We start from the raw sequence: 24,208 nt of genomic DNA on the forward strand, positions 1-24,208 counted from the left end.
GAACACGAATACACTCGAATCAGAACCAACCCAACGCGCGCGTCATCCTGAGCCGTGCGAAGGATCCAAGGGGAAGTCGCATCACGCGCCGTCTGCCTGGATCCTTCGCTGCGCTCAGGATGACGGTGCGGGGAGTTTTGCGACGTTCGGGTCGTTCATCCGTAGATTTATAACCTAGCTGCCTCGCCCCTCCCGCCATGAAAACCACCCCCGACTCCCGTCAGCACGGCCTCGCCACCTGGGCGCTCATCGCGATCCTCGCCGCCACGGCCGGCGCCACCTTTCTCACGCTGATGCTCTACCAGAACATCGTCGCCCGGAAGGCCGAGGCCACCAAGGACGTGTTCCGCGTCGTCGAGGTGAGCGACGAGACCGTGGACCCCGCGATCTGGGGCAAGAACTACCCGCGCCAATACGACAGCTACCGGCGCACCGTGGACACCGAGCGCACGAACCACGGTGGCAGCGAGGCCTTCCAGCACCTCGACAAGGATCCGGTGTGGCGCCGGCTGTTTGCGGGCTACGCCTTCGCCGTGGATTACCGCGAGGAACGCGGCCACGCCTACATGCTCATCGATCAGCGCGAGACGGAGCGAGTGAAGAACTTCAAGCAGCCCGGCGCCTGCCTCCAGTGCCACGCCTCCGCGGTGGACACCTACCGCAAGGAGGGCATCAAGGCCGGCATCCCCGCGGGCAAGGAGCATTGGGAAGAGCAGATTCAGAAGGGCTTCGAGGTCGTCTGCGCCATGCCCTACAGCGAGGCGACCAAACTCGTGGAGCATCCGGTCTCCTGCATCGACTGTCACGACGCCGAGACCATGAACCTGCGCGTCAACCGCCCCGGCTTCCTCAACGGCATCCGCGCGCTCGCCAATTCCGACTACCCGACGCCGCACCTGCCCAGCATCGAGCGCTGGCGCAAGGACGGTCGCAAGGGGCGCTATGAGCCCAACTCGGACGCCACGCGCCAGGAAATGCGCTCGATGGTCTGCGCGCAGTGCCACGTCGAATATTACTTCAAGGGCGACAAGAAGCTCGTGACCTACCCGTGGGACAAGGGCCTGAAGGTCGAGCAGATCGAGACCTACTACAACGAGGTCGGGCACACCGACTTCAAGAACAAGGAGAGCGGCGCGCCCATCCTGAAGGCCCAGCACCCGGAGTTCGAGATGTGGAGCCAGGGCATTCATGCCCGCAGCGGTGTGGCCTGCGCCGACTGCCACATGCCTTATGTCCGCGAGGGCGCCATCAAGGTCAGCAACCACCATGTCCGCTCCCCGCTGCTCAACGTCGCCCAGGCCTGCCAGTCCTGTCACCGTATCCCCGAGCAGGAAATCAAGGCGCGAGCGCTCCTTGTGCAGGACCGCAACGCCGCGCTGCTCACGCGCGGCGAGGCGGCGGTGGTCGGCCTGTTGGACGCCATCGCCTTGGCCCAGAAAGCCGGCGCCACCGACGATCAGCTCAAAACCGCCCGAGACCTGCACCGCAAGGCGCAGTGGCGCCTCGACTTCGTGGCGGCCGAAAACTCGATGGGCTTCCACGCCCCGCAGGAGGCTGCGCGCATCCTCGCCGAGGCGATCGACTATGCCCGCCAGGGCGAAATCGCCGTTGCGAAGGAGACCAGGCCGGCGGGCGGCGGTGCCGTTGCGGGCGCCCTGAAGTAAGTTCGGGTGGCATGGGTCTCCCGACTCATGCTGCCGCGCGCCGAATGGATCGCGGGTCGTGAGATCCGCGGCACATCGCCAAAACATGAATCGCGGCACGCCCACAGTAATTCCCGAATTCCCGCCCGACGCCTCGCTGGCCCGGCGCTTCCGCGTCGCGTGGGGGTTCTTGCTCGTCTCCGTCCTGATTGGCCTCGGCTTGCGGCTCCAGTGGGTGTGGCCGTGGACGACGCTGGAATACAACCACCTGCTTCACGCGCACTCGCACGTCGCCTTCCTCGGGTGGGTGTTCAACGCGTTTCTGGTCGTCGCGCTGCGGCATTTCGTGCCGCCGGAGGAGACGCGCGACTACGACCGGATCTGGTGGGCGATGCAGCTCGCCGTGCTGGGCATGCTGGGCACGTTTCCCTTCCAGGGCTACGCCCCGGCCAGCATCGCTTTTTCCACGCTGCACATGGCCGCGGCGTTCGTGTTCGCGGTGAAGCTCTGGCGCCGGAACCGCGCGGTCCCGGCGGCGCGGCCGCATCTGCGGCTGGCGCTCGCGTTTATGATCCTGTCCGGCGGCGGGCCGCTCGCCCTCGGCGTGTTGCCGGCGCTGGGGCTGCGCGAGTCGCCCGCCTACACGCTCGCGATCTATTTCTACCTGCACTGCCAATACAACGGCTGGTTTCCGTTTTTCCTGCAGGCCCTGCTGCTGCAACGCGCGCAGGAGCGGGGCTGGCGCGTGGATGACACCGCCGCAACCGGCGCCGCGTGGTGGCTCGCCGTCGGCGGGTTACTGACCTTTGCGCTTTCGACGCTTTGGTGCGGACCGCCGGCCGTGGTCGGCTGGATTGCGGTAGCGGGCGGCGTGATGCAGGCTGTCGGCGCGGTGCGTTTTGTCTGCGCCGTGCGCGGCGTGCCTTTGCCGGCTGACCGAGTCGTGCGTTTGTTGGCGTTTGTTGCCCTGGGGGCCTGGCTGCTCAAACATGTCCTGCACCTTGCCGGCCCCTGGCCCGGGCTCGCCGAACTCACCCAGCAGCGCTTCGTGGCCATCGCCTTCCTGCATCTCGTTTTTCTCGGTCTCGTGACGCCCGCTCTGCTTGTCTGGGCGCACGGGTGCGGTTGGTTGCCGGCCGGAGCGCGGTTGCGGTTGGGCGCGGGTCTGTTGCTCGCGGGCACGGCGATCACGGAGTCTTTGCTGGTAGTGCCGACCTTCGTGGGTGGTCTGCCGTTCGGCTGGATGCTGCCGCTGCCCCTGTTGGTCGCCTCCGCCCTTATCGTGGCGGGGGTGGCGGTGCTCCGGCCGCGCGGGTCCGATTTGCCGGCGGCATGACCTGCGTCAAGGCGCGCGGCGCGGCCTTGGGCTAGGGTGGGGCGTTCGCCATGCCATGAGAACCACCCTCTATTATACCTTGCTGACGCTCCATATTCTCGGCGCCACGATTTGGACCGGCGGACACGTCGTGCTGGCCACAACGGTGTTGCCGCGGGCGCTGCGCGCAAAACGCGCATCTATCCTCACCGATTTCGAGCAGGGCTACGAACGCGTCGGCATGCCCGCTTTGGCCGTGCAGATTGTCACCGGTCTGTGGCTGGCGCACCGGCTGCTCGGCGCGCCGGCGAACTGGTTCAGCGACGCGCCGCTCGCGCACATCGTGCACGTGAAAATCCTCTGCCTCGCGGGCACTGCCGCGCTGGCGATCCATGCCAAGACACGCGTCATCCCGCGCCTCAACGACGACAACCTCCCGGTGATGGCCTGGCACATTGCCGGCGTCACGGGGCTCTCCGTGCTCTTTGTGCTGGCCGGCGCCAGTGCGCGTCTGGGCGGTTTTCCCTTTTTTCAACCCTGAACCAAAACCGCCATGTCCGCCGCCCTCCTTCCCTCCGACCAAGCCGCCGTATGCCCGCTGACGGCTCCCGCGCAAAATGTAGCCCACGGCATCGTGAGCCAGGCTGTGCTCACCGCGCCCGGCCTGCGCGTGACGCTGTTCCGTTTTGCCGCCGGTCAGGAACTGTCCGAGCACACGACCCCGGCCCGCGCGCTGGTGCAGGTGTTGGCGGGCGTCTGCGAGTTCACGTTTCCCGACCGCAAACAAAGGATGGTCGCGGGCGATCTCCTGCACATGCCGCCGAAGCTGCCGCACGCCGTGCGCGCTGTCGAGGATCTGACGATTCTCATCACGCAGGCGACGCCGCCGGCCAAGCCGCTTGATTAGCCAGAGAGACGCAGAGACACAAAGACTGGGTCGATCAGAACTTTGTGACGTCGAGTCTTTGTGGTGAACATCTCCGATTAAGAAACCAACGCATCCCGCTCCCGATAGAACGCCCGGAGGGACTCAGCCTCGGCGGTGAAGGCCACGCCGTCGAGGAACGTCGCCCAGCCGGCTTCCTCGTGGCGCACGCCGAGCAGGAGTTCGCGCAGGATGAGCACGTTCCAATCGTGCGAGACGTGCAGGTCGAGCCGCCGGCCGCCGGCGACGGGCTCCCGCAACCTGGCCGTGACGTAGGCGAGTTTGCGCCGGGCGATATCGGGCGCGCGCAGGATCAGCTGCTCCGAGACCTGGTTGGTGAACCAGAGCCGCACAAACTTCTCGCCATGCAGGCCGCTCAGCCGGCCCGTCTCGATTTGGTCGAGGATGTAGGCGACGCCCAGTTCCGGCCGCGTGCCCACCAGTTCGACGTTCAGCCCCGCCCGCGCTGCGCCGGCCGCGACGCGCTCGGCCGTCTGCTGGCAGCGTTTGACCGGACTGTGAAAGAGGCGCACCCGGTCGAAGCCGCGGATCGCCGCGCCGAAGGCCTCGGCGTCGCGGTGCCCCGCCTCCGTCAGCTCCGCCGCCAGCGGTTCGCGCGGATCCGCGATCGGGTGGCGGGCGGCGTGGCGCAGCACGGCGGCGGCGCGGTCCGCCGGGAGGGTGGAGAGGGTGGCAAGCAGTTCGCTTCCTTGCATGCCCACGGTGATGCGCGCTCCGTGGCCCGACGGTCAAGTCGCCAGACGGCACACTTCAGGCGCGACTTGCGCGCAAACCCCGTGCTAGCTTGCGCCCGATGCCGACCGCCCCACGCGCCGCCGATCTCAAGCTAACCGGACTCGTCAGTTCCCTGCGTTGCTGCCAGCTCTTCACCGGGTTGTCACCGGAGGACCTGGCCGCCATCGCCGGCTTCACTTTGGTGCTGCGGCTGGCCAAGGACGATTATCTCTTCCACGAGGGCGAATCTTCGCGTGGTTTCTACGTCGTGCAGACCGGCGCGATCAACGTGCACCGCGTGAGCGCCGCCGGCAAGGAGCAGGTCATCCACGTGTTCCGCATGGGCGAGTCGTTTGCCGAGGCGGCACTGGCCTCGGCCACCGGTTATCCGGCCAACGCGCGCGCGGTCGAGCCTTCCACCGTGCTGCTGATCCCCAAGGCCCCCATCCTCGAGCTGATCGGCCGCCGGCCGGATCTCGCGCTGCGCATGCTCGGCTCCATGAGCGCGCACCTGCGCGTGCTGGTGGGCGCCCTGGACGACCTCACGCTCAAGGATGTCGAGACCCGCATGCTCAACTGGCTGGTGAAGCACGGGCGTGACGCGAAGGACGGGGTCATCGAGCTGCCCGGCACCAAGCGGGTGCTCGCGGCAGAACTGGGCACCAGCAGCGAAACGCTTTCCCGCACGCTGGCCCGGTTGCGCGATGACCGGCTCATTACGGTCGCAGCCAAGAGTATCAAGGTGCACGACGCCGCCCGGCTCGGGTCGATGCTACGCCGCAATCTCGGCGAAGTCGGCGCGCCGGGTGCTTGACGCCGGTCAAGGCCCCGCCGGACGTTCCGGCGCATACTCCCGCAGGAATCCGCCCCATGGCCCTGACCGATCCCGCTCTTCCCGCACCTTTGTTCGACCGCCTCGGTGGTCGTCCGCGTTTGCTGCAAATGCTGCGGTATTTCTACGCCGACGTCCGTCAGCATCAGGAGATCGCGCCGATTTTTGCCGCGCACATCCACGACTGGCCGGCCCATTTGGAAAAGATCGCTGACTTTTGGTCGGGCGCGACCGGCGGCCCGGCGCGCTACGCCGGCCCCATGCCCTTCAAGCATGTGTCCCTCGGACTGGAGGAGAGGCATTTCGCGGCCTGGCTCGGGCTCTGGGCCCGGCATTGCCGCGCCCACCTGCCGGCGCGGGAAGCCGGGGAGCTGATCGCCCTGGCCGAAGGCATCGGCCAGCGGTTGCGTCAGATCATCACCCTGCACGGCGGCGGAAAATTTCCGCCCGCTTGATCCGCATCAAGGCAAGGCGGCCGCCAGGCGGGTAGGGTGGGGCTCCATCATGAGCACCACGACCCTGTCTGACCTCACTCCCGACTCCCGCATCGGCGATCTCGTCGCCACCCGTCCCGGCCTCGCCCGGATTTTTGAAGAGCTGCGCATCGACTACTGTTGCGGCGGCAAGCAAAGCCTGGCGGCCGCCAGTGAAAGCCGCGGACTTTCCGTCACCACCGTCATCGCACTGCTGGACGCCGCTGCCGCCGCGCTGGCCTCCGGTCCGGCGGAAGTGGATGCCGCGGGCATGTCGCTGAAGGACCTGGCCGACCACATCGAGCATACCCATCACGCCTACCTGAAGGAAGAGTTGCCGCGCCTGGCCGAGATGGCGGAGCGCGTGGCCTACAAGCACGGTCATCGCGATGCGCGGTTGCAGGAGATGGCCACCACGGTCGTCAGCCTGACCCAGGAAATGTTCCAGCACATGCACAAGGAGGAGGCGGTGCTGTTTCCGCTGGTCCGGCAGATCGAGGGCGGCCTCCGCGGGGGCTTTGCCTCCTCGATCGGCGACCCGATCCGCTGCATGGAAGAAGAACATGACAGTGCCGGTCGCGCGACGGAGCGGCTGCGGGAGCTGACCGACGGGTTCACGCCCGATGCGGACGCCTGCAACACCCACCGCGCCCTGCTGCACGGGCTGGCCCGCTTCGAGGCCGACCTGCACCGCCACGTGCACAAGGAGAACAACGTGATGTTCCCGCGGGCGCTGGCCCTGGTCTCGGCCTGAGCCCTCGCGGCAGCCGCACAATCCCCGCCCGCAGCCGGGCAAGATCCGCGCACCCGGAACGGGTGAGGGGGAGTATAGTATCGTTGCCATGAAAACGATCCTAGTTCCCCTCGACCTTTCGCCGGCGACGGTGCGGGTCTGCGACACGGCCAGCGACCTCGCCCGGCTCACCGGGGCCAGGCTCATCCTGATGCACATCGTCCAGCCGCCCCCGGTGATGATGAGCGAAGTCTATGCGTTCGACGACGGCAAGCTGACCGAACTGGTCGGTGCCGCCAAAAAGATCGCCGCCCGCAAGCTCCGTGCCGTGGAGCACCGGTGCGAGAAACGCGGATTGCTGACGACGTCGGTGCTGCGCGAGGGCGCACCCGTCGCCGCCATCCTCGCCAAGGCGGCCTCGGCCCACGCCAGTTGCATCGTGATGGGCAGCCACGGCCACGGCGCGATCTACGACCTGCTGGTCGGGAGCACCACCCATGGCGTGTTGAAAAAGGCGCCGTGTCCGGTGCTGGTGGTGCCGCCGGCCGGCCGACGGGCGCCGCGCGGAGGCTAGAAAGCCCGCTGCTAGGCCTGCTTAGCCGCTCTGGTGACGGAGCGGCGGGATAATATCGTATTTGCACCCGGCCGACAGAACGCTTGTGTGAAGGCGTGGTTACCACGTCTGACAATGCCCGCCACAGCCGGGAACTGGTCCGCCAGCTCCGGGAATCGGATATTTTCAAGGATTACGAGAAGGCTTTCCGTGAGACAACCGGTCTGCCGATCAACCTGCGGCCCATCGAGGCCTTCGACCTGCCGCACCACAACGACCCCAAGGAGGCGCCCTTCTGCGCCCTCATGGCGAAGACCAACCAGACCTGCGCCGCCTGCCTGCAGCTCCAGCGCAAGGTTGAGGAGGAGGCCCGCATGGAGCCGAAGACGCTCAAGTGCTTCGCCGGTCTATGTGACTCCGCCGTGCCCGTGCGGGTGGGCGAGAACCTCGTGGCTTTCCTCCAGACCGGCCAGATCCTCCTGCACAAGCCCAGCGGCCGCGATTTCAAGAAGGTCACCCGCGAACTTATCAACTACGGCGTCGATGCCGACCTGAAGAAGCTGGAGGAGGCCTGGTTCCAGACCCGCGTCCTGGAGAAGAAGCAATACGAGGCCGTGCTCCGCCTGCTGACCATCTTCGCCCAGCACCTCGCCTCGCTGAGCAACCAGCTCATGGTGGCGGCCAAACAGGCCGAGTCGCCCATGATCACCCGGGCGAAGGTCTATATCGCCGAGCACCAGCACGAGGAAATGTCCCTGCGCCAGGTCGCCGGCGCGGTGAACACGAGCGCGTTTTATTTCTGCAAGATGTTCAAGCAGGCCACGGGCCTGACCTTCACCGACTATCTCGCCCGCGTGCGCGTCGAGAAGGTGAAAAACCTGCTCTTGAACCCGCACAAGCGCATCAGCGAGGCCGCCTACGAGGCGGGCTTCCAGTCGCTATCGCAGTTCAACCGGGTGTTCCGCAAGATCGCCGGCGAGGCGCCGACCGTCTGGCGCGAGAAGCTCCAGCGCCAATCAGCGGCGGGTTGAGTGGGAGGGCGGCAGGTGGTGGGCCTTGCCCGCCATCTCGCAGCAACCCGGCACACCCTTGTGCTGGCAAACCGAGCAGAGCGTCTCGATCTCGCGCTGGGCCAGCGCGCGGAAACGCAGCAGGACTTCCTCGATCTCGCCGCCGAGCTTGCCATGGGCGGCGGCCCGCACGGCCAGTTCGCCGGTCGTGAAGTATTTGAGCAGCGGGTTCAACCCGCAGGCGCAGTAGTTGTGCACCGGGCCGACCACCGGGGCGCATTGCTTGAGCCACTGTTGCTGGGCCGTCTTGTCCTCAAGTCCGGCAAAAAGCTGCGCCAGCGTCGCGTCCATCAGGAAGACGAGCGTGTCGGGACGGCCGAGGGGGGTGATGGTCGGCTCGCCACGCAGCAGCTCGGCCCACTCCTGCTTGATGGCGGGACCCAGCCCTGCCAGGCACTGGACGGAGGAGGGAGTCACGCGGCGATCATGCCACAGTGCGGGCCGGGTTGCGCCGCAGCGCTTGGCGGCCATTGCGCATTTCTTGGGCAAGTCTCGCGCAACGAAGGCCAAGCGGCGCGGAGCGCCCGGGGCCGGAGCGGGTTATCGTGGTCCCATGAACCCACGACAACACATCATCCGGCTGGGCGAGCCGGCCGAAAAGGATATCCAACACGCCGCCTATTTCCTCTGGGAAGAGGCTGGCCGTCCGGTGGGGCGGGATCAGGAATTCTGGTTCGCGGCCCGCGAGCGCCTGCGGCACACCGCCCCGGTCAAGGTGACTGTGCGGAATTTGCCAAAGCCCGCCGCGTCTAGCGCAAGGAATGCGCAGCCGGCGGATGCCGTGATCTGCTAGGCTGGGGCAGACATAATCCACGCCATGTCTGTCATTCCTCTTACCGTATTCTTCAGTCTGTTGCTGGCCGGCACCTTCGTCGTGCTTTTCCTGCACGAGCAGCGCCGCCGCCACCTGACCAGCCCCGAACGCGACTCGCTCCTGCCTTTGGCGGACGAGTTTCCGCAGGCAAGCGGTGCGCAGCACCACGCCGATCGGGCGTGCGCCTGCCGGTCTGGACAACGCACGCCCTGCGCGCACTGCCTCCGCCGCCGCGATGAGCAGGACCCCGCCCATTTCTGATTCTCTTCCACGCACCCGCCATGACGAACGGACAAAAAATAACCATCGAATTCAACGACAAGGTCGTGCGGCAGTTCATGCTCGCGGCCGTCCTCTGGGGCATAGTCGGCATGCTGGTCGGCGTGCTGATCGCCACCCAGCTCAATTTCTGGCAGGCCAACCTCGGCCAGCAGTGGCTGACCTTTGGCCGCCTGCGCCCGTTGCACACCAACGCGGTCATCTTCGCGTTCGTCGGCAACATGATGTTTGCCGGCATCTACTACTCGACGCAGCGCCTGGTGAAGGCCCGGCTCGCGAGTGATTTCCTGTCCAACCTCCACTTCTGGGGCTGGCAGCTGATCATTGTCGCAGCCGCCATCACGCTCCCGCTCGGTCTCACCCGCGGCAAGGAATACGCCGAGCTGATCTGGCCGATCAACATCGCCGTCGCCGTCATCTGGGTCGTGTTTGCCGTGAACTTCTTCTGGACGCTGGCAAAGCGCCACGAGAAGTCCCTCTACGTCGCCATCTGGTTCTACATCGCGACGATCATCACCGTGGCGATGCTCTACATCGTCAACCACCTGTCCATCCCGACCTCGCTGGTGCACAGCTACCCGGTCTTCGGCGGCGTGCAGGACGGCCTCGTCCAGTGGTGGTATGGCCACAACGCCGTGGCGTTCTTCCTGACCACGCCGATCCTGGGCATCATGTATTACTTCCTGCCGAAGGCGGCGGAGCGGCCGGTTTATTCCTACCGGCTGTCGGTGATCCATTTCTGGTCGCTCGTGTTCCTCTACATCTGGGCCGGTCCGCACCATCTGCTCAATACCGCGTTGCCCAACTGGCTCCAGCTGCTCGGCATGACCTTCTCGCTGATGCTGTGGGCCCCGTCGTGGGGCGGCATGCTCAACGGCCTGCTCACGCTCCGCGGCGCCTGGGGCAAGCTGCGCACCGATCCCGTCATCAAGTTCTTCGCCGCCGGCGTCACCTACTACGGCATGGCCACTTTTGAGGGGCCGCTGCTGTCCATCAAGGCGGTCAACGCCCTCGGTCACTACACCGACTGGATCATCGGCCACGTCCACGCCGGCGCGCTCGGCTGGAACGGCTTCATGGCCGCGGGCATGTTCTACTGGCTCGTGCCGCGCCTGTGGAAGACGAAGCTCCATTCCGAGTCGCTCGCCAACCTGCACTTCTGGCTCGGGATGTTCGGCATCCTCCTCTACGTGGCCGCCATGTGGGCCTCGGGCATCAGCCAGGGTCTCATGCTGAACGCCACGGCCGAGGGCGGCACTATCCTCAAGTATCCGAACTTCCTCGAGACGCTGAACGCCATCCGCCCCCTCATGCTCCTGCGCGTCGTGGGTGGCGCCCTCTACCTGGTCGGCTTCATCATCATGGCCTACAACATCTGGCGCTCGATCGCCGGGACCCAGGCGGTGAACGGCACCATGGAGGTCTTCCCGGAGCCGCACCGCGCCGACGAGAAGCTCGGGGCCGGCGGCACGATCTTCAGCGCCCCCGTGGTTTTCTCCACGCTCGGCCTGCTGGCGGCCTTCATCTGGATGTTTACCAGCGGCTGGCTCAACATCCTCGGCCTGATTGCGACCGCGTTCTGCGTGCTGCTCGCCATCGGTCACTTCCAGTCCCGCGGCAAGGCCTGGGGCGACTGGTATGACCGCCTCCTGCTGAACGCACTGCCGTTCACCGTGCTGACCTTTCTCTCCGTTGCCGTCGGCGGCCTCATCCAGATCATCCCGATGCTCACCATCGAGCGCCGGCTCCAGACCGAGGACCGCGTGGCCCAGGTTTACACGCCGCTCGAGCTCGCGGGGCGCGACCTCTATGTCAGCGAGGGCTGCTACACCTGCCACTCGCAGATGATCCGCACGCTCGTGCCCGACGTGATGCGTTACGGTGACTACTCGCGCCTCGGCGAATCCATCTGGGACCATCCCTATCAGTGGGGTTCCAAGCGCACCGGTCCGGATCTCTCCCGCGTCGGCGGCAAATACAACCATGCCTGGCACTACGACCACATGCGCGACCCGCGCGCCATCTCGACCGGGTCGAACATGCCGTCCTACTCATGGCTGCACGAGAAGGCCACCGACTACGCGGCGCTCAGCTCCAAGATCCGCGTGCAGCGCCTGCTCGGCGTGCCGTTCCCCAACTGGTCGCCCGCCGAGATCGACGCCCTCGCCAGGGCCCAGGCCAAGCAGATCGCCAGCGAGCTGCGCGACCAGGGCCGCTACACCGAGCCCGACAAGGAGATCGTCGCCCTCATCGCCTACCTCCAGTCGCTGGGCAAGAAGTGGGAGCCCACCGGAACCGCTGCGCGGTAAATCCCAAACGCCAAATTCCAGACTCCAAACAATCAAAAATCGAGAATCCAAAATCGAAAATAGGAGAATTCACCATGTTCCGCCGCATCATCTACGAAGACTGGCAGCTCATTTTTCCCGTCGTCGCCCTCGCCGTGGCGTCGCTCGTTTATGTGGTCGCCGCGTGGCGCGCGAGCCGCATGAAACCCGCGCAGAGCGAGCGTCTCGCCCGGATGCCCCTCGAGCACAACTGATCCCGCCATGACCCAGCCTCCGCAACCTCCGCCCGGTCAGAACGGTCCGAAACTCCGTAACCACGTCTATGACGGCATTCAGGAGTTCGACCAGCGGCTGCCCAACTGGTGGCTCTACACCCTCTACGGCGCCATCGCGTTCTCCATCGTCTATTGGTTCGCCCACATGGTGGCCAAGGTGGTTCCGGCCGACGGGACGCAGGTGGACGCCGAGATGGCCCGCATCGCCGCCGTCAAGATGGCCGGCTCCATCGACGTGACCAACGACGACATCTTCTGGGAGATGAGCGGCAATCCGGTCTTCGTCGAGGCCGGCAAGCAGACTTACACCTCCCTGTGCGCCGCCTGCCACCTCGCCAGCCTCCGGGGCAAGGGCGAGAACCCGGCGGCGGTCGGTCCCGACCTCACCGACACCGCCTGGATTCACGGTGGCACGCCGAAGGAAGTCTACCACACCGTCTCGGCCGGCGTCCTGGCCAAGGGCATGCCGGCCTGGGAGCCCGTGCTCGGCCAGAAAAAGACCGCCGAGGTCGTGGCCTTCCTTCTTTCCCATCACCGCAAAGGAGAACCCGTCACCGTCGAGACTCCCAAGTAAATCAAGGTGGAACCTGCGCTCTGCGCAGGTCTAGCCCGCGCGCAGCGCGGTCTCCACCCGCTCAAACCACGCATGAGCGCCGATCCCAAAGTTCCCACGAATCCCGAACCCTCCCGCCCGCGTCCCGCGTCGCCCTACCGGCCGAGCGTGGACTCGGTCACGACTATCGCGAGTGACGGTTCGCGGCGCGACATCCATCCGGCCGACGTCCACGGCCGTTTCACCCGGATGCGCCGCTGGAGCGGCTGGGCGCTGATCGCCTTCTACGTCGCCCTGCCCTGGATTCCGGTCAACGGCTACCCGGCCGTCCTCCTCGACATCGCCGGCAGCCGTTTCCACTTCTTCGGTTTCACCCTCGCGGCGCAGGATGCCTGGCTGCTGTTCTTCGGCGTGACGGGGCTGGGCTTCGCGCTCTTTTTCCTGACGGCGCTCTTCGGCCGTCTCTGGTGCGGCTGGGCCTGCCCGCAGACGGTCTATCTCGAGCATGTTTACCGGGTGATCGAACGCTGGATTGACGGCGATGCTCCCGCCCGACGTGCGCTTCAGGCCGCGCCCCTCACCGCCGGCAAGGCCGGGCGGCGCATCCTCAAGCATGCGCTCTATGCCGTGGCGTCGCTCGTCATCACCCACATATTTCTCAGCTACTTCGTGAGCCTGCCCGAGGTATGGCAAATGATGCGCGAGGCCCCCCGCGATCACTGGGCGGCCTTCCTCTTCGTCTTCATCGCCGCGGGCATCCTGTATTTCAATTTCGCGTGGTTCCGCGAGCAGCTCTGCATCGTGATCTGCCCTTACGGACGCCTGCAGTCGGCGTTGACCGACGACCACTCGATGGTGATCGGCTACGACAGCAAGCGCGGCGAGCCGCGCGGCAAGCTCGGCACGCCCGATGCCGGCGCCTGCGTGGCCTGCAACCGCTGCGTGCAGGTCTGCCCGACCGGCATCGACATCCGTCACGGCCTCCAGCTCGAGTGCATCGGGTGCGCGGCCTGCATCGACGCCTGCGACGAGGTCATGACCAAGGTTCACCGGCCGACGGGCCTCGTGCGCTACGATTCCTTCATCGGGCTCGACGGCGGTCGCACCCGCTGGATTCGCCCGCGCATCATCGTTTACTTCATCCTGCTGCTCGTCGGCACGGCGGTCGCGACCTACGCGTTTTCGACGGTGAAGCCGGCGAACTTCCTCGTCTATCGCATGAGCGGCGCGGCCTATTTCGTGAGCCCCGGCGACGTGCGGAACCAGTTCATGGTGCGGCTGCTGAACAAACGCACCGAGCCGGCCACGTTTGTGGTCTCGACCGAAGGCGTTCCCGCCGGGGTTCAGCAAAGCGGCTTCACCGCGCCGGTCACCCTCGGGCCGCTCGCCGAGTCGGTCAGTCCGCTGGTGCTGATTGTGGACCGCAAGCACTACACCGGTCCGTTCCACTTTACCGTCCGGGTCGAAGACTCGGCTCACACCTACCAACTCTCGCGCGCCGTGGAATTCATGGGGCCCGAGCCGAAACTGCTAGAGGAGGAAGACCGTGAAAAAGGCGTCCAGCGTTGAGACGGGGATCACTCCTTGTAGGGTCGCCGCTGGCGGCGACCTTGAGGGCTCGCTTCCGGGGGCGGCGCAAGCACCGACCCGACAAAAGGCGCAGAAGACGGCATGGTCCCTCTGGCTTTGGGTCGCCGCCGGCTTCCTGTTTCTCGGGGTGCTGTGGACGGTGCTGTTCATCGCCTCGCGGCGGATCGACACACGCACGGTGCCGCTCGCAACCCAGGAGGCGAAGCCATGACGCACGAACTGGCCGGCATCACGGGGCCCGTCTCGGCGCTGCTCGCCGGGCTGGTGACCAGCCTGCACTGCGCCGGCATGTGCGGCCCGCTGGCGTGCTCGGTCATGCCCGCCCGGCGCGATGAGGCCGATCCGCACACGGTGGCGACGGTCTATCATGTCACCCGCCTCGTCGGCTACTCGCTGCTGGGTGCGCTCGTGGGCGGGATGGGCCGCGTGCCGTTGTCCTTCATCGGCGAGGGCGCTCTGCGCTACCTGCCGTGGTTGCTGGTGGCGTTCTTTGTCGCTGTCGCCGTGCGCTTCGACCAGCGCCTGCCGCGGCTGCCGGTGATCGGGCGGGCCTATGCGGCCGTCACCCAGCGGCTGCGCGGCGGTTCGCGGCTCAAGGCCGCGGCCGTGCTGGGACTCGCCACTCCGCTGCTGCCCTGTGGTCCGCTGTATTTTCTGCTGTCGCTCGCGCTGCTGTCGGGTTCCGCCCTGAATGGCGCCGAGACGCTGCTCGCCTTCGGTCTCGGCACGGTGCCGCTGCTGTGGTTTGCGCAGGCCAACTACCACCTCATCCGCGTGCGCATCGGGCCGGTATGGCTCGGCCGCATCCAGACCGCGCTCGCGCTCGTCGTGGCCGCCGTCCTCGTCTGGCGGCTGCGCGGGACACTGGGCCTCGGCGGCCCGGGGGTGAACGATTTCGTGTGCTTCTGACATGAGCGATTTCCGGCAAAATTTGGTGGGCGGGGATGCGAGCCCGATGGTGCGAGTGCGTGGACTGCGCGCCCCGCAAGCCGTCCCCGTCCACCACTGCCGGCACTGCGGCACGCCGCTGCAAACGGACCCTGCGCGGGAGAGCGGCTTTTGCTGTGCGGGCTGCTCCTATGTTTTCCGTCTCGTGCACGAGCATGGGCTGGAGGGCTATTACAAGATTCGCGACACGGTGGTCGCGCCCGTGGACCAGCTGGTTTTCCAGCCGCGGGACTTTGCCTGGCTGGCCGAGCTGCAAGCGGAGGCGGAAAAAGTGCCCGGCACGCCCGCGCTGCTGCTGGAGGTGCAGGGCATCTCCTGTGCCGGCTGCGTGTGGCTGATCGAAAAGGTGTTTCACCAGCAGAAGGGGGCGCTCGGCATCGAGACCGACGCGCAGCTGGGGCGCCTGCGCCTGCGCTGGGCGCGCGGCGAGTTTGATGCCCCGGGCTTTGCCCGCGCCCTGCAGTCCTTCAACTATCTCGTGGGGCCGCCGGGCGAGGAGCCGGCCGTGCCGGAGAGCCGCCTGCTCGTGCGCCGCCTCGGCCTGTGTGCGGCGTTCTCGATGAACATCATGCTGTTCGCCCTGCCGACCTATTTCGGCATGGAGGCCGGCTTTCGCTACGCGCCCCTCTTCGGCACTCTGGCGATGGTGTTCGCCACGCTCAGCCTGCTGAGCGGCGGCAGTTATTTTCTCAGCCGGGCCTGGCAGGCCTTGCGCAGCGGCGTGCTGCACATCGACCTGCCCATCGCCATCGGCATCATTGGCGCTTATGCCGGGTCGTTCTTCGGGTGGGCCACCGGGCGCGAGGAGTATGTGTATTTCGATTTCGTCGGTGCTTTCATCCTGCTGATGCTCGTCGGTCGCTGGGCGCAGGTGGCCGCCGTGGAGCGCAACCGCCGGCGGCTGCTGAGCGTGCAGGCCCGTCCGCACAAGGTGCGCGTGCTCGGGCCTTCGGGCGCCACGGTGGAGCAGCCCGTCGAGAACCTGCGGCCCGGGGATGTGTTTCGTGTGCGCTCGGGTCAGGTGGTGCCGGTCGAGGCCCAGCTCGAGTCGTCGGCCGCGGCCTTTGGCACGGCGTGGATCACGGGCGAGGCCGATCCGCGGGAATACCGGCTCGGCGGGCGGGTGCCGGCCGGGGCGGTGTCGCTTGCGCGGGGCGAGGTCCAGCTGCGGGCCGCGCAGGGCTGGAACGAGTCCCTGCTGGCCAAATTGCTCCAGCCCGCCGGTCGCGACCATTTCCGCCACCGGATGTTGGAACGCATCGTCGGCGGATACCTGATCGCGATCTTCGCCGCGGCGATTCTCTCCGGTGTTTTCTGGTGGCTGGGCACGCACGATCCCGTGCACACGCTCGCGGTGGTGACGGCGGTCTTGGTCGTTTCCTGTCCCTGCGCCGTTGGTCTGGCTTTCCCGCTGGCGGACGAGATGGCCACGGTGGCGCTGCGCCGGCACGGCGTGTTTGTCCGCGAGGGCGATCTTTGGCCGCGCTTGAGCCGCATCCGGCACCTGCTTTTCGACAAGACTGGCACGCTCACGCTGGAGACTCCCGTGCTACGCAATCCCGCGGCCCTAGGGGAACTTGCCCCGGCGGCCCGCGCGGCCTTGCTGACCTTGGTGCGCGACAACCCGCATCCTGTCAGCCAGAGCCTGCTGGAAAACTTGCTGGCCGGAGCTGGTGGCACGGGGCTGGAACCCTTGGCCGGCACCATTCAGGAGGAGCCCGGCTTCGGTGTGCGGCTGGAAACGGCAACCGGGGTCTGGTCGCTGGGCCGGCCCGGGTGGGCCCAAAACCGAGGGGAGGGCACCCCGGCTCCAGAAGGAACCCATGACACCGAGTTTGCCTGCGACGGGGTCGTGCTGGCGCGGTTTGCCTTCGCCGATTCAGTGCGACCGGATGCGGTCGAGGAGATCACCGCGCTGCGGTGTGAGGGGTTCAAGGTCTTCATTTTGAGCGGCGACCGGCCGGAAAAAGTGGCCGCTATGGCCCGGATGCTGGGGCTGCCCGCGGATCATGCCGTGGCGGGCCGCACGCCCGAGCAGAAGGCCGCGTGGGTGCAAATGATCGACCGGCGCGACACCCTGATGCTGGGCGACGGCGCCAACGACAGTCTCGCCTTCGATGCGGCCTTCGCGCGCGGCACCCCGGTCATCCATCGCGGTGTGCTGGAAGGGAAAGCTGATTTCTACTACCTGGGCCAGGGTCTGCGTGGCCTGCGCCGCCTGTTTGAGGTCAACACCGCGCGCCGCCGCACGCAGCTCGCGCTCCTCGTCTTCTCCGTGGCCTACAACGCGCTCGCCGTGGGCCTGGCCGTGAGCGGACACATGAGCCCGTTGCTCGCGGCGATTCTCATGCCCGTCAGCTCGCTGCTCTCGCTCGCCATCGTCGGCGCGGGGATGCGCCGCTGGCTGAAGGTCTGATCAAGCGAGTGACTTCGGGATCGCGGCGGTGAGGTTTACCGGCTCGCCGGCGGTGACGAGGATGTTGTCCTCGATGCGCACGCCGCCGATGTGCAGGTGCTGGTCCACGAGGTCCCAGTTCACGACCTTGGCGTAACGCTGGCGCCGGCCCGGATCGCGCAGGATGGCCGGGATCAGGTAGAGCCCCGGCTCCACCGTCACGATGTATCCTGCACGCAGCACGAGGTCCATCCGCAGGCTGCGCAATGAAGGACGCGGATCACGGGCGCGGCCCGGCTCGAGGCCGCTGGCGTCACGCACGCCGAGGCCGACCATGTGGCCGAGGCCGTGCGGGTAGAACAGGGTGTGCACATCCTGCTCCACCAGCAGGTGGGGGTCGCCGCGCACCACGCCCATGGCGGCAAGGCTGCACATCATGTCGGCCGCGGTCGTGAAATGCAGGTCCTTCCACTCCATGCCGGGACGGCAACGCTCGCAGGCGCGTTGCTGGGCGCCAAGCACCGCCTGGTAAAGGTCGCGCTGGAATCCCGAGAGCCGGCCGATGCCGTAGGTGCGGGTGACGTCGGTCACGTAGCGATCCACCTGCGCGCCGGAGTCGATCAGCACGAAGTCTCCGTCCTGGAGCAGCCGGTCCGGTGACGGTGAGCCGTGGAAGACCGCGCTCTGCAATCCCGCGCCGATGATGGTGTCGTAGCCCGTGCATTGGGCGCCGTGGCGAAAATACTCGGTCTCAAGCTCGATCTGGAGCGTGCGTTCGCTGACGCCAGCGCGGAGCCAAGGCTGGATCTTGGCGTAGCCGGCGGCGGTGGCGGCGGCGCCGCGTTTCATGAGTTCGACCTCGGCCGGTTCCTTGGGGCGGCGGGCGTGCTTGTATTCCTCGCGGATCGCGGCGGAGCGGGCCTCGTCGCAGGAGACGCCGGCGATGGGGGCGCCGAGCATGACGACCGGGCGGTCACGCCGGGCGGCGAGCCAGTCGGGAAACCCGGCCAGGAGCACGCCAGGGATTTGCTCGCGGCCTTCCCACACGCGGTCCAGTTCCGTCACCTCGGGCACGAAGGAGGTCCATTTTGCGTCGCGCGGATCGTAGGCGAGGATACCGCCGATGGCCTCGGTGTGGCCGGTGAGGTAGTAATACTCCTGGTGGGCGATAAACGGCAGCAGTGCGTCGCTGATCTCGGGCTTGGGGATGGGGTGGCCTGCGCCGATGAGCAGCACCTCGTGGTTCAGGGCCAGCGCCCGGGCGATGCGCTCGCGCCGGGCGGGGTAGTCAAATTGCATGCACCGACCGTAGGTGCTGAGCCGGTTGGTGCAATCCTGCATGACCGACCGTTGAGGGCCTGCGCAAAGTCAGGTGTTGCGATCGGGAGCTCAGGATGCCGGCTGCGTTAGTTCGGCCAGCGCCTTTTGTGCGGCCTCGAGCTTCGGGTCGTGGCGCAGCGCCGTTTCGAAACGCGTGCGGGCCTCGTCCTTGCGGCCGAGTTGCACGAGCATGCGTCCGCAGAGGTAGTGGGGCCTGCCGTGATCCGCCTGCAGCTTGGCCAGCGCTTCGTAGTGGGTGAGCGCTGTCGCGAAGTCCTCCTGTTTCTCGGCGATGTTGCCGAGTTCGGACTCGCCGAGCACCGGGTTGAGCTGGTGGACGCGTAGCGCGTATTCGCGGGCCTTGACGGGGCTGCCGCCGGCGATTTCGGGGGCGTTGGTGTAGTAGCGGCTCAGGCCGATGAGGGCGCCGAGGTGCTGCGGGTCCAGTTCGGCGGCCTTCTCGAAGGCCTTGCGCATGCGGCCGGCGATCATCGCCTGCTGCATGAAGCCGACTTCGCCGATGCGCTGCGACAGCGCCTGACCAAGGCTGGCGTGCGCGCCCGCCTGGTCGGGCGCGAGTTTCACGGCGCGCTCGGCGAGGGCGACGGCCTCGGCCGCCCGGTTCTGACGCAGACGCACGAGGCTGAGCTGCTGGAGGACGGCGGGGTCGGGCTTTTCGCCTGCGGCCAGCGGCGAGAGCAAGGAGTCGGCGGTGGCGAGATCGCCGGCCTTGAGGGCGGCGGTGGCTTGTTCGACGGGTGTTTGCGCCGCGGAGCCGAGGGCGGTCGCAAGGAGCAGGAGCAGGAGCACGGATGTTTTCATGGTTAAAATCAGTCTTGCTGGAGCGCCTGGGTGGGATTCAGGCGGGAGGCTCGCCATGCGGGCACCGCGGCGGCAAGCAGGCCGATGCACGGCAGGAAAAGCGCGACGGCCAGCAGCACGGGCGGATCAAAGGCCGTCACACCGGGCAAGAAACTGCCCAGCACCCGGCCGAACGCGACGGCTCCCAGCAGGCCCAGAGTCGTGCCCGCCAGGCAAAGCCGGCCGGCGTGCTGGAGCATCCAACCGAGAATGCCGGCCGGGCTCGCACCGAGCGCCATGCGCACGCCAATTTCGCGCACACGTTGCCCGGTGGTGAACGCCATGCTCGCGTAGAGTCCGAAGGCCGAGAGGCCGAGTGCGGCGGCGGCAAACCCGCCGAACAACAAGGTGCGCAATCGCGGCTCCGTGGCGGTGCGGGCGATGTTGCGCTCAAGCGGCACGAGATCCATCGGCAGGGCCGGGTCCGCCTGACGTAACGCGGCCTGCAGTTCGCCCAGCCGTGCGGCGCCGCCCGCCACCCGCACCAGCAGCGTGCCAAAAAACCACGGCGATTGGGCCTGCGGCACGTAGATCTGCGGCGGGGGCGCGTCGGCGAGGTTGTCCTGTCTCACGTCGGCGACCACACCGACGATCTCGCGATACTCGCTGAGCAGAAAGGGCACGGTCTGGAGGTGGCGGCCGATCGGATCTTCGCCGGGAAAGGCCCGCTCCGCGAGCGCCTGGTTGATGACGCAGACCTTGCGCGTGGTGCGCTCGTCGCCGGGCTCGATGAAACGGCCGCGGAGCAGCGGGAGGCGGAGGGTTTTCAGAAAATCCGGCGTCACGGCGTTGAACACGGCGTCGTCGGCGTTGCCCTCGTCGCGCGGGCGGCCGCGCACCCAGAACGGATAGCGCAGCGAGATGCCGCAGAGCGGGGCGCTGGAGTCAAAGGCCGCGGCCTCCACGCCCGGCACGCGGCGTGCCGTTTCCACCAGGCGCTCGTAGTAGCGGTTGAGCGCGGCGAAGTCCTGCCAGCGGCTCTCGGGCGGGGCCACGCGCAGCGTGAGCACGTCGCGGGCGTCGAAGCCCACCGGCGTGTGTTGCAGCGAGAACAGGCTGCGCGCCAGCAAGGCCGCCCCGGTGAGGACCATGAGCGTCAGCGCCAGCTGGCCGGTGATGAGCGCGGCCTGCGCCCGGCTGGCGAAGCGCCCGGTGCCGCCGCGGGTGCCGCCGGCCTTGAGGGTGGCGTTGAGATTGGTGCGCAGCACCTGCCATGCGGGCAGCAGACCGAACACAAGCCCGGTAAGCCCCGAAACACCCAGCGCGAAAGCCAGCGCCCAGCTGTCCACCGCCACGGCGTGCGAGCGGGGAATTATTCCCGGCGGCAGCTGCCCGGTCAGGACCGGCAGGCCCACGATGGCCAGCAACGTGCCGAGCAGGCCGCCGCCCAGCGCAAGGAGCAGGCTTTCAAAGAGAATGGTGCGGGCCAGGGTTCCGGAACTGGCGCCGAGGGCGAGCCGCACGGCGAACTCCCCGAGCCGGGACACCCCGCGCGCCAGCATGAGGTTGGCGAGGTTGACGCAGGCGACCAGCAACACGAGCCCGACTGCCCCCGCCAACATCAGCAGTGTGCCGCGCAGGCCGTCCACCCGCAGATCGAGCAGGGGGCGCACCGACGCAGACCAGCCGCGGTTGGTGGCCGGGTATTCGCGGGCGAGGGATTCGGCGAGCGTGACGGCCTCGGCCTGGGCCGCGGTGGCGGTCACGCCGGGCGCGAGCCGGCCCACCGTGGTCCAGTAACGCGAGTCGCGCGCCAGGTTCTCCGGTGCCTCGGCGGGGAACGGCAGCCACAGGTCCACGAACTCCGGTTCGCGAAAACCGGCCGGCATGATGCCCACGACGGTCACGGCCTGGTCGTCGAGCAGGATGGTGCGGCCGAGCAGGGCCGGGTCCTCCCCAAAAAGCCGGCGCCACACGCCCTCGGAAATCACCACGCTGCGGGCCGCTTCGACGCTGAATTCCTCGGGCGTGAAGATCCGGCCGCGGATCGGCTTCAGGCCGAAGAGGGCAAAGAAATCCTCGGTGACCAGGGCGCCAACAAGCTGCACGGCGTCGCCTCCGGTCGGTCGATAGGAAGTGAAATTGGGCCGAAACGCGGCTAGTGCGGCGTAGGCGCGGGCGTTTTCCTTGAAATCGCGGAAGTCACTGGCCGAAAGCGACGGCATCGCGAGAGCCTTGGCGGTGTTGACCGCACCGAGCCCGACGAGCCGGTCAGCCTCCGGGTAGGGCAACGGGCTCAGGATGATCGAGCGGAAGAGGGAAAAGATCGCGACGTTGGCGCCGATGCCGAGCGCCAGCATGGCCACGGCCAGCAGGGAGAATCCCGGCGAACGGCGCAGGTGGCGGAGGGCGGAGGTGAACTCGGCGACGAGAGACATGCCAGTAACTTAGCAGGAAGCTTCCTCGCGCACATGGCCCGGAGGTCAGGGTCATGGTCATGCCCGCGCATGACCCGGGGGCATGGTCCACTATCGTTGGTGGGCGGCGAGCTCGCTCGCGCCACTTGGTCGGCATGCGTGGCGCCAGCAAGCTGGCCGCCCACAAAGGGCAACTTCTTCAGATCAGCCCCAGCTCGCGAGCGCGGAGGGCGGCCTGGGTGCGGTCGAGCACCCCGAGTTTGCCGAGCACGTTCGTCATGTGGTTTTTCACGGTGCCCTCGGTGATGCCGAGCTCGCCGCCGATCTCCTTGTTGCTGCGGCCGGCGGCGAGCAGGCGCAACACGGCGAGTTCGCGGTCGGTGAGCGGGTCGGAGAGGGCTGGCGCGACCTTGCGGCCCTCGCGGGTCGCGGCCCGGTTGACCTCGGCCATCATGCGGGCGGCGACGGAGGGCTCGAGCACCGAGGCGCCCTTGGCGGCGGCGCGGACGGATTCGCAGAGCTTGTCGGCCGAACAGGCCTTGAGCAGGTAGCCGTTGGCGCCGGCGCGCAGGGCCTCGAAGACCTCTTCGTCCTCATCGAAAGTGGTCAGCACGACAACGCGGGCGGACGGCACCGCCTGCAGGAGGCGGCGCGTGGACTCGACGCCGCCCATGACCGGCATGCGGAGATCCATGAGCACCACGTCGGGACGGTGGGCCTTGGCGAGAGTGATGGCGCGTTCACCGTTCTCGGCCTCGGCGACGATCTCGAAGTCAGGCTGCAGCGAGAGCAGCGTGCGCAAGGCCTCGCGGAAGAGCGACTGGTCGTCCACGAGCAGGAGGCGGAGTTTTTTCATTCAGGAAGGAGGGAAACCACGAAATACACGAAACACACGAAAACCTGGGACGATTTGATAAAGGGGAAAAATCAGGAAACGCCTCGGTCAGAGGCTGCCTTGTTCTGATCGGTTGGGCGTTTCATGGGGAAGGTTTCCGTTTTCGTGTGTTTGGTGTATTTCGTGGTGACCCTTTTCGCCTCACGCCGGCACCTCCACGCGGAGGGCGAAGCCGCCTTCGAGGCGGTTGCCGCTGGCCACGGTGCCGCCGAGCAGTTCGATGCGCTCGCGCAGGCCGCGGAGGCCGAAGCCGGTGCCGTTCGCGCCATTGGCCCCGACGCCGTTGTCGGCGAGCTCGAGCACGACGCGCTGCGGCGTGCGGAAGTCGAGGCGCAGGAGAGCGTTGGTGGCACGGGCATGTTTGCGGATGTTGGTCAGGCCTTCCTGGGCGGCGCGGAAGAGCGCGTGCTCGACCCCCGGGGCCAGCGGGCGCGGCTCGCCCTCGATGGCGAGCGTGGGCGCGGGTTCGCCGTGGGCGGCGAGTTCCTTCAGCGCCTCGGGCAGGGGCGGGCGGGTGGCGTCGGTGCGCAGGGTGCCGACGGAGCGGCGCACGTCGTCGAGCGCCTCGGCGGCGAGTTTCGCGGCCTTGCCGACGGCCTCGCGGGCGCGGTCCGGCTGGGCGGGCAGGAGCGCGGAGGCGGCGTCGAGCTGGGTCTTCACGACGGTGAGGTAGTGGCCGACGCCGTCGTGGATCTCGCGGGCGACGCGGTTGCGTTCGCGGGTGGTGGCGAGTTCCTCCGTCTGGGCGGCCTGGGCGCGGAGCTGAAGGTTGGCCTTTTCGAGTTCATGGCGGAGTTTCTCCGAACAATGCCGGGCCTCGAGCGCCTGCCGGGTGATGGCGGTGAAAACGACGGTGAAGGCGAAACCGGCGGAGTAGCTGATGAGGGCCTGAAGGGCGGAGCCCCAACCGTAGGGCACGCCCCACAGCGCGACGTTGATGCCGTAGAGATAGGCGGTGACCAGTGCCGCACCGCGCCAGCCGAGCAGCAGGACCGACTGGCTCACGACCGGCAACACAAGGACGCCCATGAAACCCCGGATGGGGCTGATCAGCAGGATGACGGTCAGCAGGGCGCATTGTCCCAGGAAGTAGAGCACGGACTGCCGCCGGGAATCGGCGGCGGCGTAGTCGGTGCAAAAGATGCCCAGCGTCACATGCACCGCGCCGAGGACAAACGAGAGCAGGGCCATCCACTCCGACGTGTAGAAGGTGCGGGTGTTGAAATAGCCCGCGTAGCAGCCCAGCACCACGCTCGCGAAGGCGAACGAGCCGTAATACGTGCCGCGGTCCTTGGGCCAGATGTCCATCCCGCCAGCCTACCACATCCCGGCGGATTGGCGATATGGGAAGAAA

General features: G+C 67.3%; 25 protein-coding genes. 18 read left to right on the top strand and 7 right to left on the bottom strand.

Features of this window, described 5'->3' with window-relative positions:
* The first annotated feature begins 197 nt into the window (after nt 1-197).
* The 4 genes from ESB00_RS04625 (at nt 198) to ESB00_RS04640 (ending at nt 3,865) form a co-directional block, all read left to right on the top strand.
* On the top strand, nt 198-1,664 hold the full coding sequence (locus ESB00_RS04625; RefSeq protein WP_129046554.1) for an ammonia-forming cytochrome c nitrite reductase subunit c552: 1,467 nt from the start codon (nt 198-200) through the stop codon (nt 1,662-1,664).
* An 85-nt stretch (nt 1,665-1,749) separates the two neighbouring features.
* Nucleotides 1,750-2,979, top strand: a complete 1,230-nt coding sequence (locus ESB00_RS04630; protein WP_129046555.1) for a hypothetical protein — start codon at nt 1,750-1,752, stop codon at nt 2,977-2,979.
* A 55-nt stretch (nt 2,980-3,034) separates the two neighbouring features.
* Nucleotides 3,035-3,499 carry a CopD family protein gene (locus ESB00_RS04635; RefSeq protein ID WP_129046556.1) on the top strand — a complete coding sequence of 155 codons (465 nt, stop codon included), beginning with the start codon at nt 3,035-3,037 and terminating at the stop codon, nt 3,497-3,499.
* 12 nt (nt 3,500-3,511) lie between these two features.
* Nucleotides 3,512-3,865, top strand: a complete 354-nt coding sequence (locus ESB00_RS04640) for a cupin domain-containing protein (protein ID WP_129046557.1) — start codon at nt 3,512-3,514, stop codon at nt 3,863-3,865.
* A 77-nt stretch (nt 3,866-3,942) separates the two neighbouring features.
* Here ESB00_RS04640 and ESB00_RS04645 read toward each other — a convergent pair whose 3' ends face one another.
* Nucleotides 3,943-4,599, bottom strand: coding sequence for a histidine phosphatase family protein (locus ESB00_RS04645; protein ID WP_129046558.1), 657 nt, complete (start codon nt 4,597-4,599; stop codon nt 3,943-3,945).
* A gap of 98 nt (nt 4,600-4,697) precedes the next feature.
* On the opposite strand from ESB00_RS04645, the gene ESB00_RS04650 reads away from it, so the two are divergent.
* The 5 genes from ESB00_RS04650 (at nt 4,698) to ESB00_RS04670 (ending at nt 8,240) form a co-directional block, all read left to right on the top strand.
* Nucleotides 4,698-5,432, top strand: coding sequence for a Crp/Fnr family transcriptional regulator (locus ESB00_RS04650; protein ID WP_129046559.1), 735 nt, complete (start codon nt 4,698-4,700; stop codon nt 5,430-5,432).
* Between the two features lie 56 nt (nt 5,433-5,488).
* Nucleotides 5,489-5,905, top strand: coding sequence for a group III truncated hemoglobin (locus tag ESB00_RS04655; protein ID WP_246026404.1), 417 nt, complete (start codon nt 5,489-5,491; stop codon nt 5,903-5,905).
* Between the two features lie 49 nt (nt 5,906-5,954).
* The gene (gene ric, locus ESB00_RS04660; protein WP_129046560.1) at nt 5,955-6,677 is read left to right on the top strand and encodes an iron-sulfur cluster repair di-iron protein; all 723 of its coding nucleotides are present in this window, start codon (nt 5,955-5,957) and stop codon (nt 6,675-6,677) included.
* A gap of 88 nt (nt 6,678-6,765) precedes the next feature.
* The gene (locus tag ESB00_RS04665; protein WP_129046561.1) at nt 6,766-7,230 is read left to right on the top strand and encodes a universal stress protein; all 465 of its coding nucleotides are present in this window, start codon (nt 6,766-6,768) and stop codon (nt 7,228-7,230) included.
* Between the two features lie 95 nt (nt 7,231-7,325).
* Nucleotides 7,326-8,240 (top strand): PocR ligand-binding domain-containing protein, encoded by a 915-nt coding sequence (locus ESB00_RS04670; RefSeq protein ID WP_246026405.1) that lies wholly within the window; start codon nt 7,326-7,328, stop codon nt 8,238-8,240.
* Here the strand turns inward: ESB00_RS04670 and ESB00_RS04675 are convergent.
* Nucleotides 8,226-8,696 (bottom strand): hypothetical protein, encoded by a 471-nt coding sequence (locus tag ESB00_RS04675; protein ID WP_129046562.1) that lies wholly within the window; start codon nt 8,694-8,696, stop codon nt 8,226-8,228. The genes ESB00_RS04670 and ESB00_RS04675 overlap by 15 nt on opposite strands.
* A 136-nt stretch (nt 8,697-8,832) precedes the next feature.
* Between ESB00_RS04675 and ESB00_RS04680 the strand changes: the two genes are divergently transcribed.
* The 9 genes from ESB00_RS04680 (at nt 8,833) to ESB00_RS04715 (ending at nt 17,442) form a co-directional block, all read left to right on the top strand.
* Complete coding sequence (locus ESB00_RS04680; protein ID WP_218938679.1) at nt 8,833-9,072, top strand: DUF2934 domain-containing protein; 240 nt, start codon at nt 8,833-8,835, stop codon at nt 9,070-9,072.
* A gap of 24 nt (nt 9,073-9,096) precedes the next feature.
* Nucleotides 9,097-9,354, top strand: coding sequence for a hypothetical protein (locus ESB00_RS04685; protein WP_129046563.1), 258 nt, complete (start codon nt 9,097-9,099; stop codon nt 9,352-9,354).
* A gap of 20 nt (nt 9,355-9,374) precedes the next feature.
* Complete coding sequence (gene ccoN / locus ESB00_RS04690; protein ID WP_129046564.1) at nt 9,375-11,681, top strand: cytochrome-c oxidase, cbb3-type subunit I; 2,307 nt, start codon at nt 9,375-9,377, stop codon at nt 11,679-11,681.
* A 74-nt stretch (nt 11,682-11,755) separates the two neighbouring features.
* Nucleotides 11,756-11,914 carry a hypothetical protein gene (locus ESB00_RS19585; protein ID WP_164976042.1) on the top strand — a complete coding sequence of 53 codons (159 nt, stop codon included), beginning with the start codon at nt 11,756-11,758 and terminating at the stop codon, nt 11,912-11,914.
* A gap of 7 nt (nt 11,915-11,921) precedes the next feature.
* Nucleotides 11,922-12,509, top strand: a complete 588-nt coding sequence (locus ESB00_RS04695) for a cbb3-type cytochrome c oxidase N-terminal domain-containing protein (RefSeq protein ID WP_129046565.1) — start codon at nt 11,922-11,924, stop codon at nt 12,507-12,509.
* Nucleotides 12,510-12,581: 72 nt separating this feature from the next.
* Nucleotides 12,582-14,057 carry a cytochrome c oxidase accessory protein CcoG gene (ccoG, locus tag ESB00_RS04700; protein ID WP_129046566.1) on the top strand — a complete coding sequence of 492 codons (1,476 nt, stop codon included), beginning with the start codon at nt 12,582-12,584 and terminating at the stop codon, nt 14,055-14,057.
* Nucleotides 14,035-14,289 carry a hypothetical protein gene (locus tag ESB00_RS04705; RefSeq protein WP_129046567.1) on the top strand — a complete coding sequence of 85 codons (255 nt, stop codon included), beginning with the start codon at nt 14,035-14,037 and terminating at the stop codon, nt 14,287-14,289. Before ccoG ends, ESB00_RS04705 begins: the two co-directional genes overlap by 23 nt.
* Nucleotides 14,286-14,987 carry a sulfite exporter TauE/SafE family protein gene (locus ESB00_RS04710; RefSeq protein WP_129046568.1) on the top strand — a complete coding sequence of 234 codons (702 nt, stop codon included), beginning with the start codon at nt 14,286-14,288 and terminating at the stop codon, nt 14,985-14,987. Before ESB00_RS04705 ends, ESB00_RS04710 begins: the two co-directional genes overlap by 4 nt.
* A gap of 1 nt (nt 14,988) precedes the next feature.
* A complete protein-coding gene (locus ESB00_RS04715) occupies nt 14,989-17,442 on the top strand; it encodes a heavy metal translocating P-type ATPase metal-binding domain-containing protein (RefSeq protein ID WP_246026406.1) in 2,454 nt (817 codons plus the stop codon).
* Here ESB00_RS04715 and ESB00_RS04720 read toward each other — a convergent pair whose 3' ends face one another.
* The 5 genes from ESB00_RS04720 to ESB00_RS04740 form a co-directional block, all read right to left on the bottom strand.
* Nucleotides 17,443-18,720, bottom strand: a complete 1,278-nt coding sequence (locus tag ESB00_RS04720; RefSeq protein WP_164976043.1) for an aminopeptidase P N-terminal domain-containing protein — start codon at nt 18,718-18,720, stop codon at nt 17,443-17,445.
* Between the two features lie 90 nt (nt 18,721-18,810).
* A complete protein-coding gene (locus ESB00_RS04725) occupies nt 18,811-19,563 on the bottom strand; it encodes a tetratricopeptide repeat protein (protein WP_164976044.1) in 753 nt (250 codons plus the stop codon).
* 8 nt (nt 19,564-19,571) lie between these two features.
* Complete coding sequence (locus ESB00_RS04730; RefSeq protein WP_129046571.1) at nt 19,572-21,980, bottom strand: ABC transporter permease; 2,409 nt, start codon at nt 21,978-21,980, stop codon at nt 19,572-19,574.
* Nucleotides 21,981-22,158: 178 nt separating this feature from the next.
* On the bottom strand, nt 22,159-22,815 hold the full coding sequence (locus ESB00_RS04735; protein WP_129046572.1) for a response regulator: 657 nt from the start codon (nt 22,813-22,815) through the stop codon (nt 22,159-22,161).
* 180 nt (nt 22,816-22,995) lie between these two features.
* Nucleotides 22,996-24,162 carry a sensor histidine kinase gene (locus tag ESB00_RS04740; protein WP_129046573.1) on the bottom strand — a complete coding sequence of 389 codons (1,167 nt, stop codon included), beginning with the start codon at nt 24,160-24,162 and terminating at the stop codon, nt 22,996-22,998.
* Nucleotides 24,163-24,208 lie beyond the last annotated feature (46 nt).

It is taken from the genome of Oleiharenicola lentus (assembly GCF_004118375.1).
GTDB lineage: Bacteria > Verrucomicrobiota > Verrucomicrobiia > Opitutales > Opitutaceae > Lacunisphaera > Lacunisphaera lenta.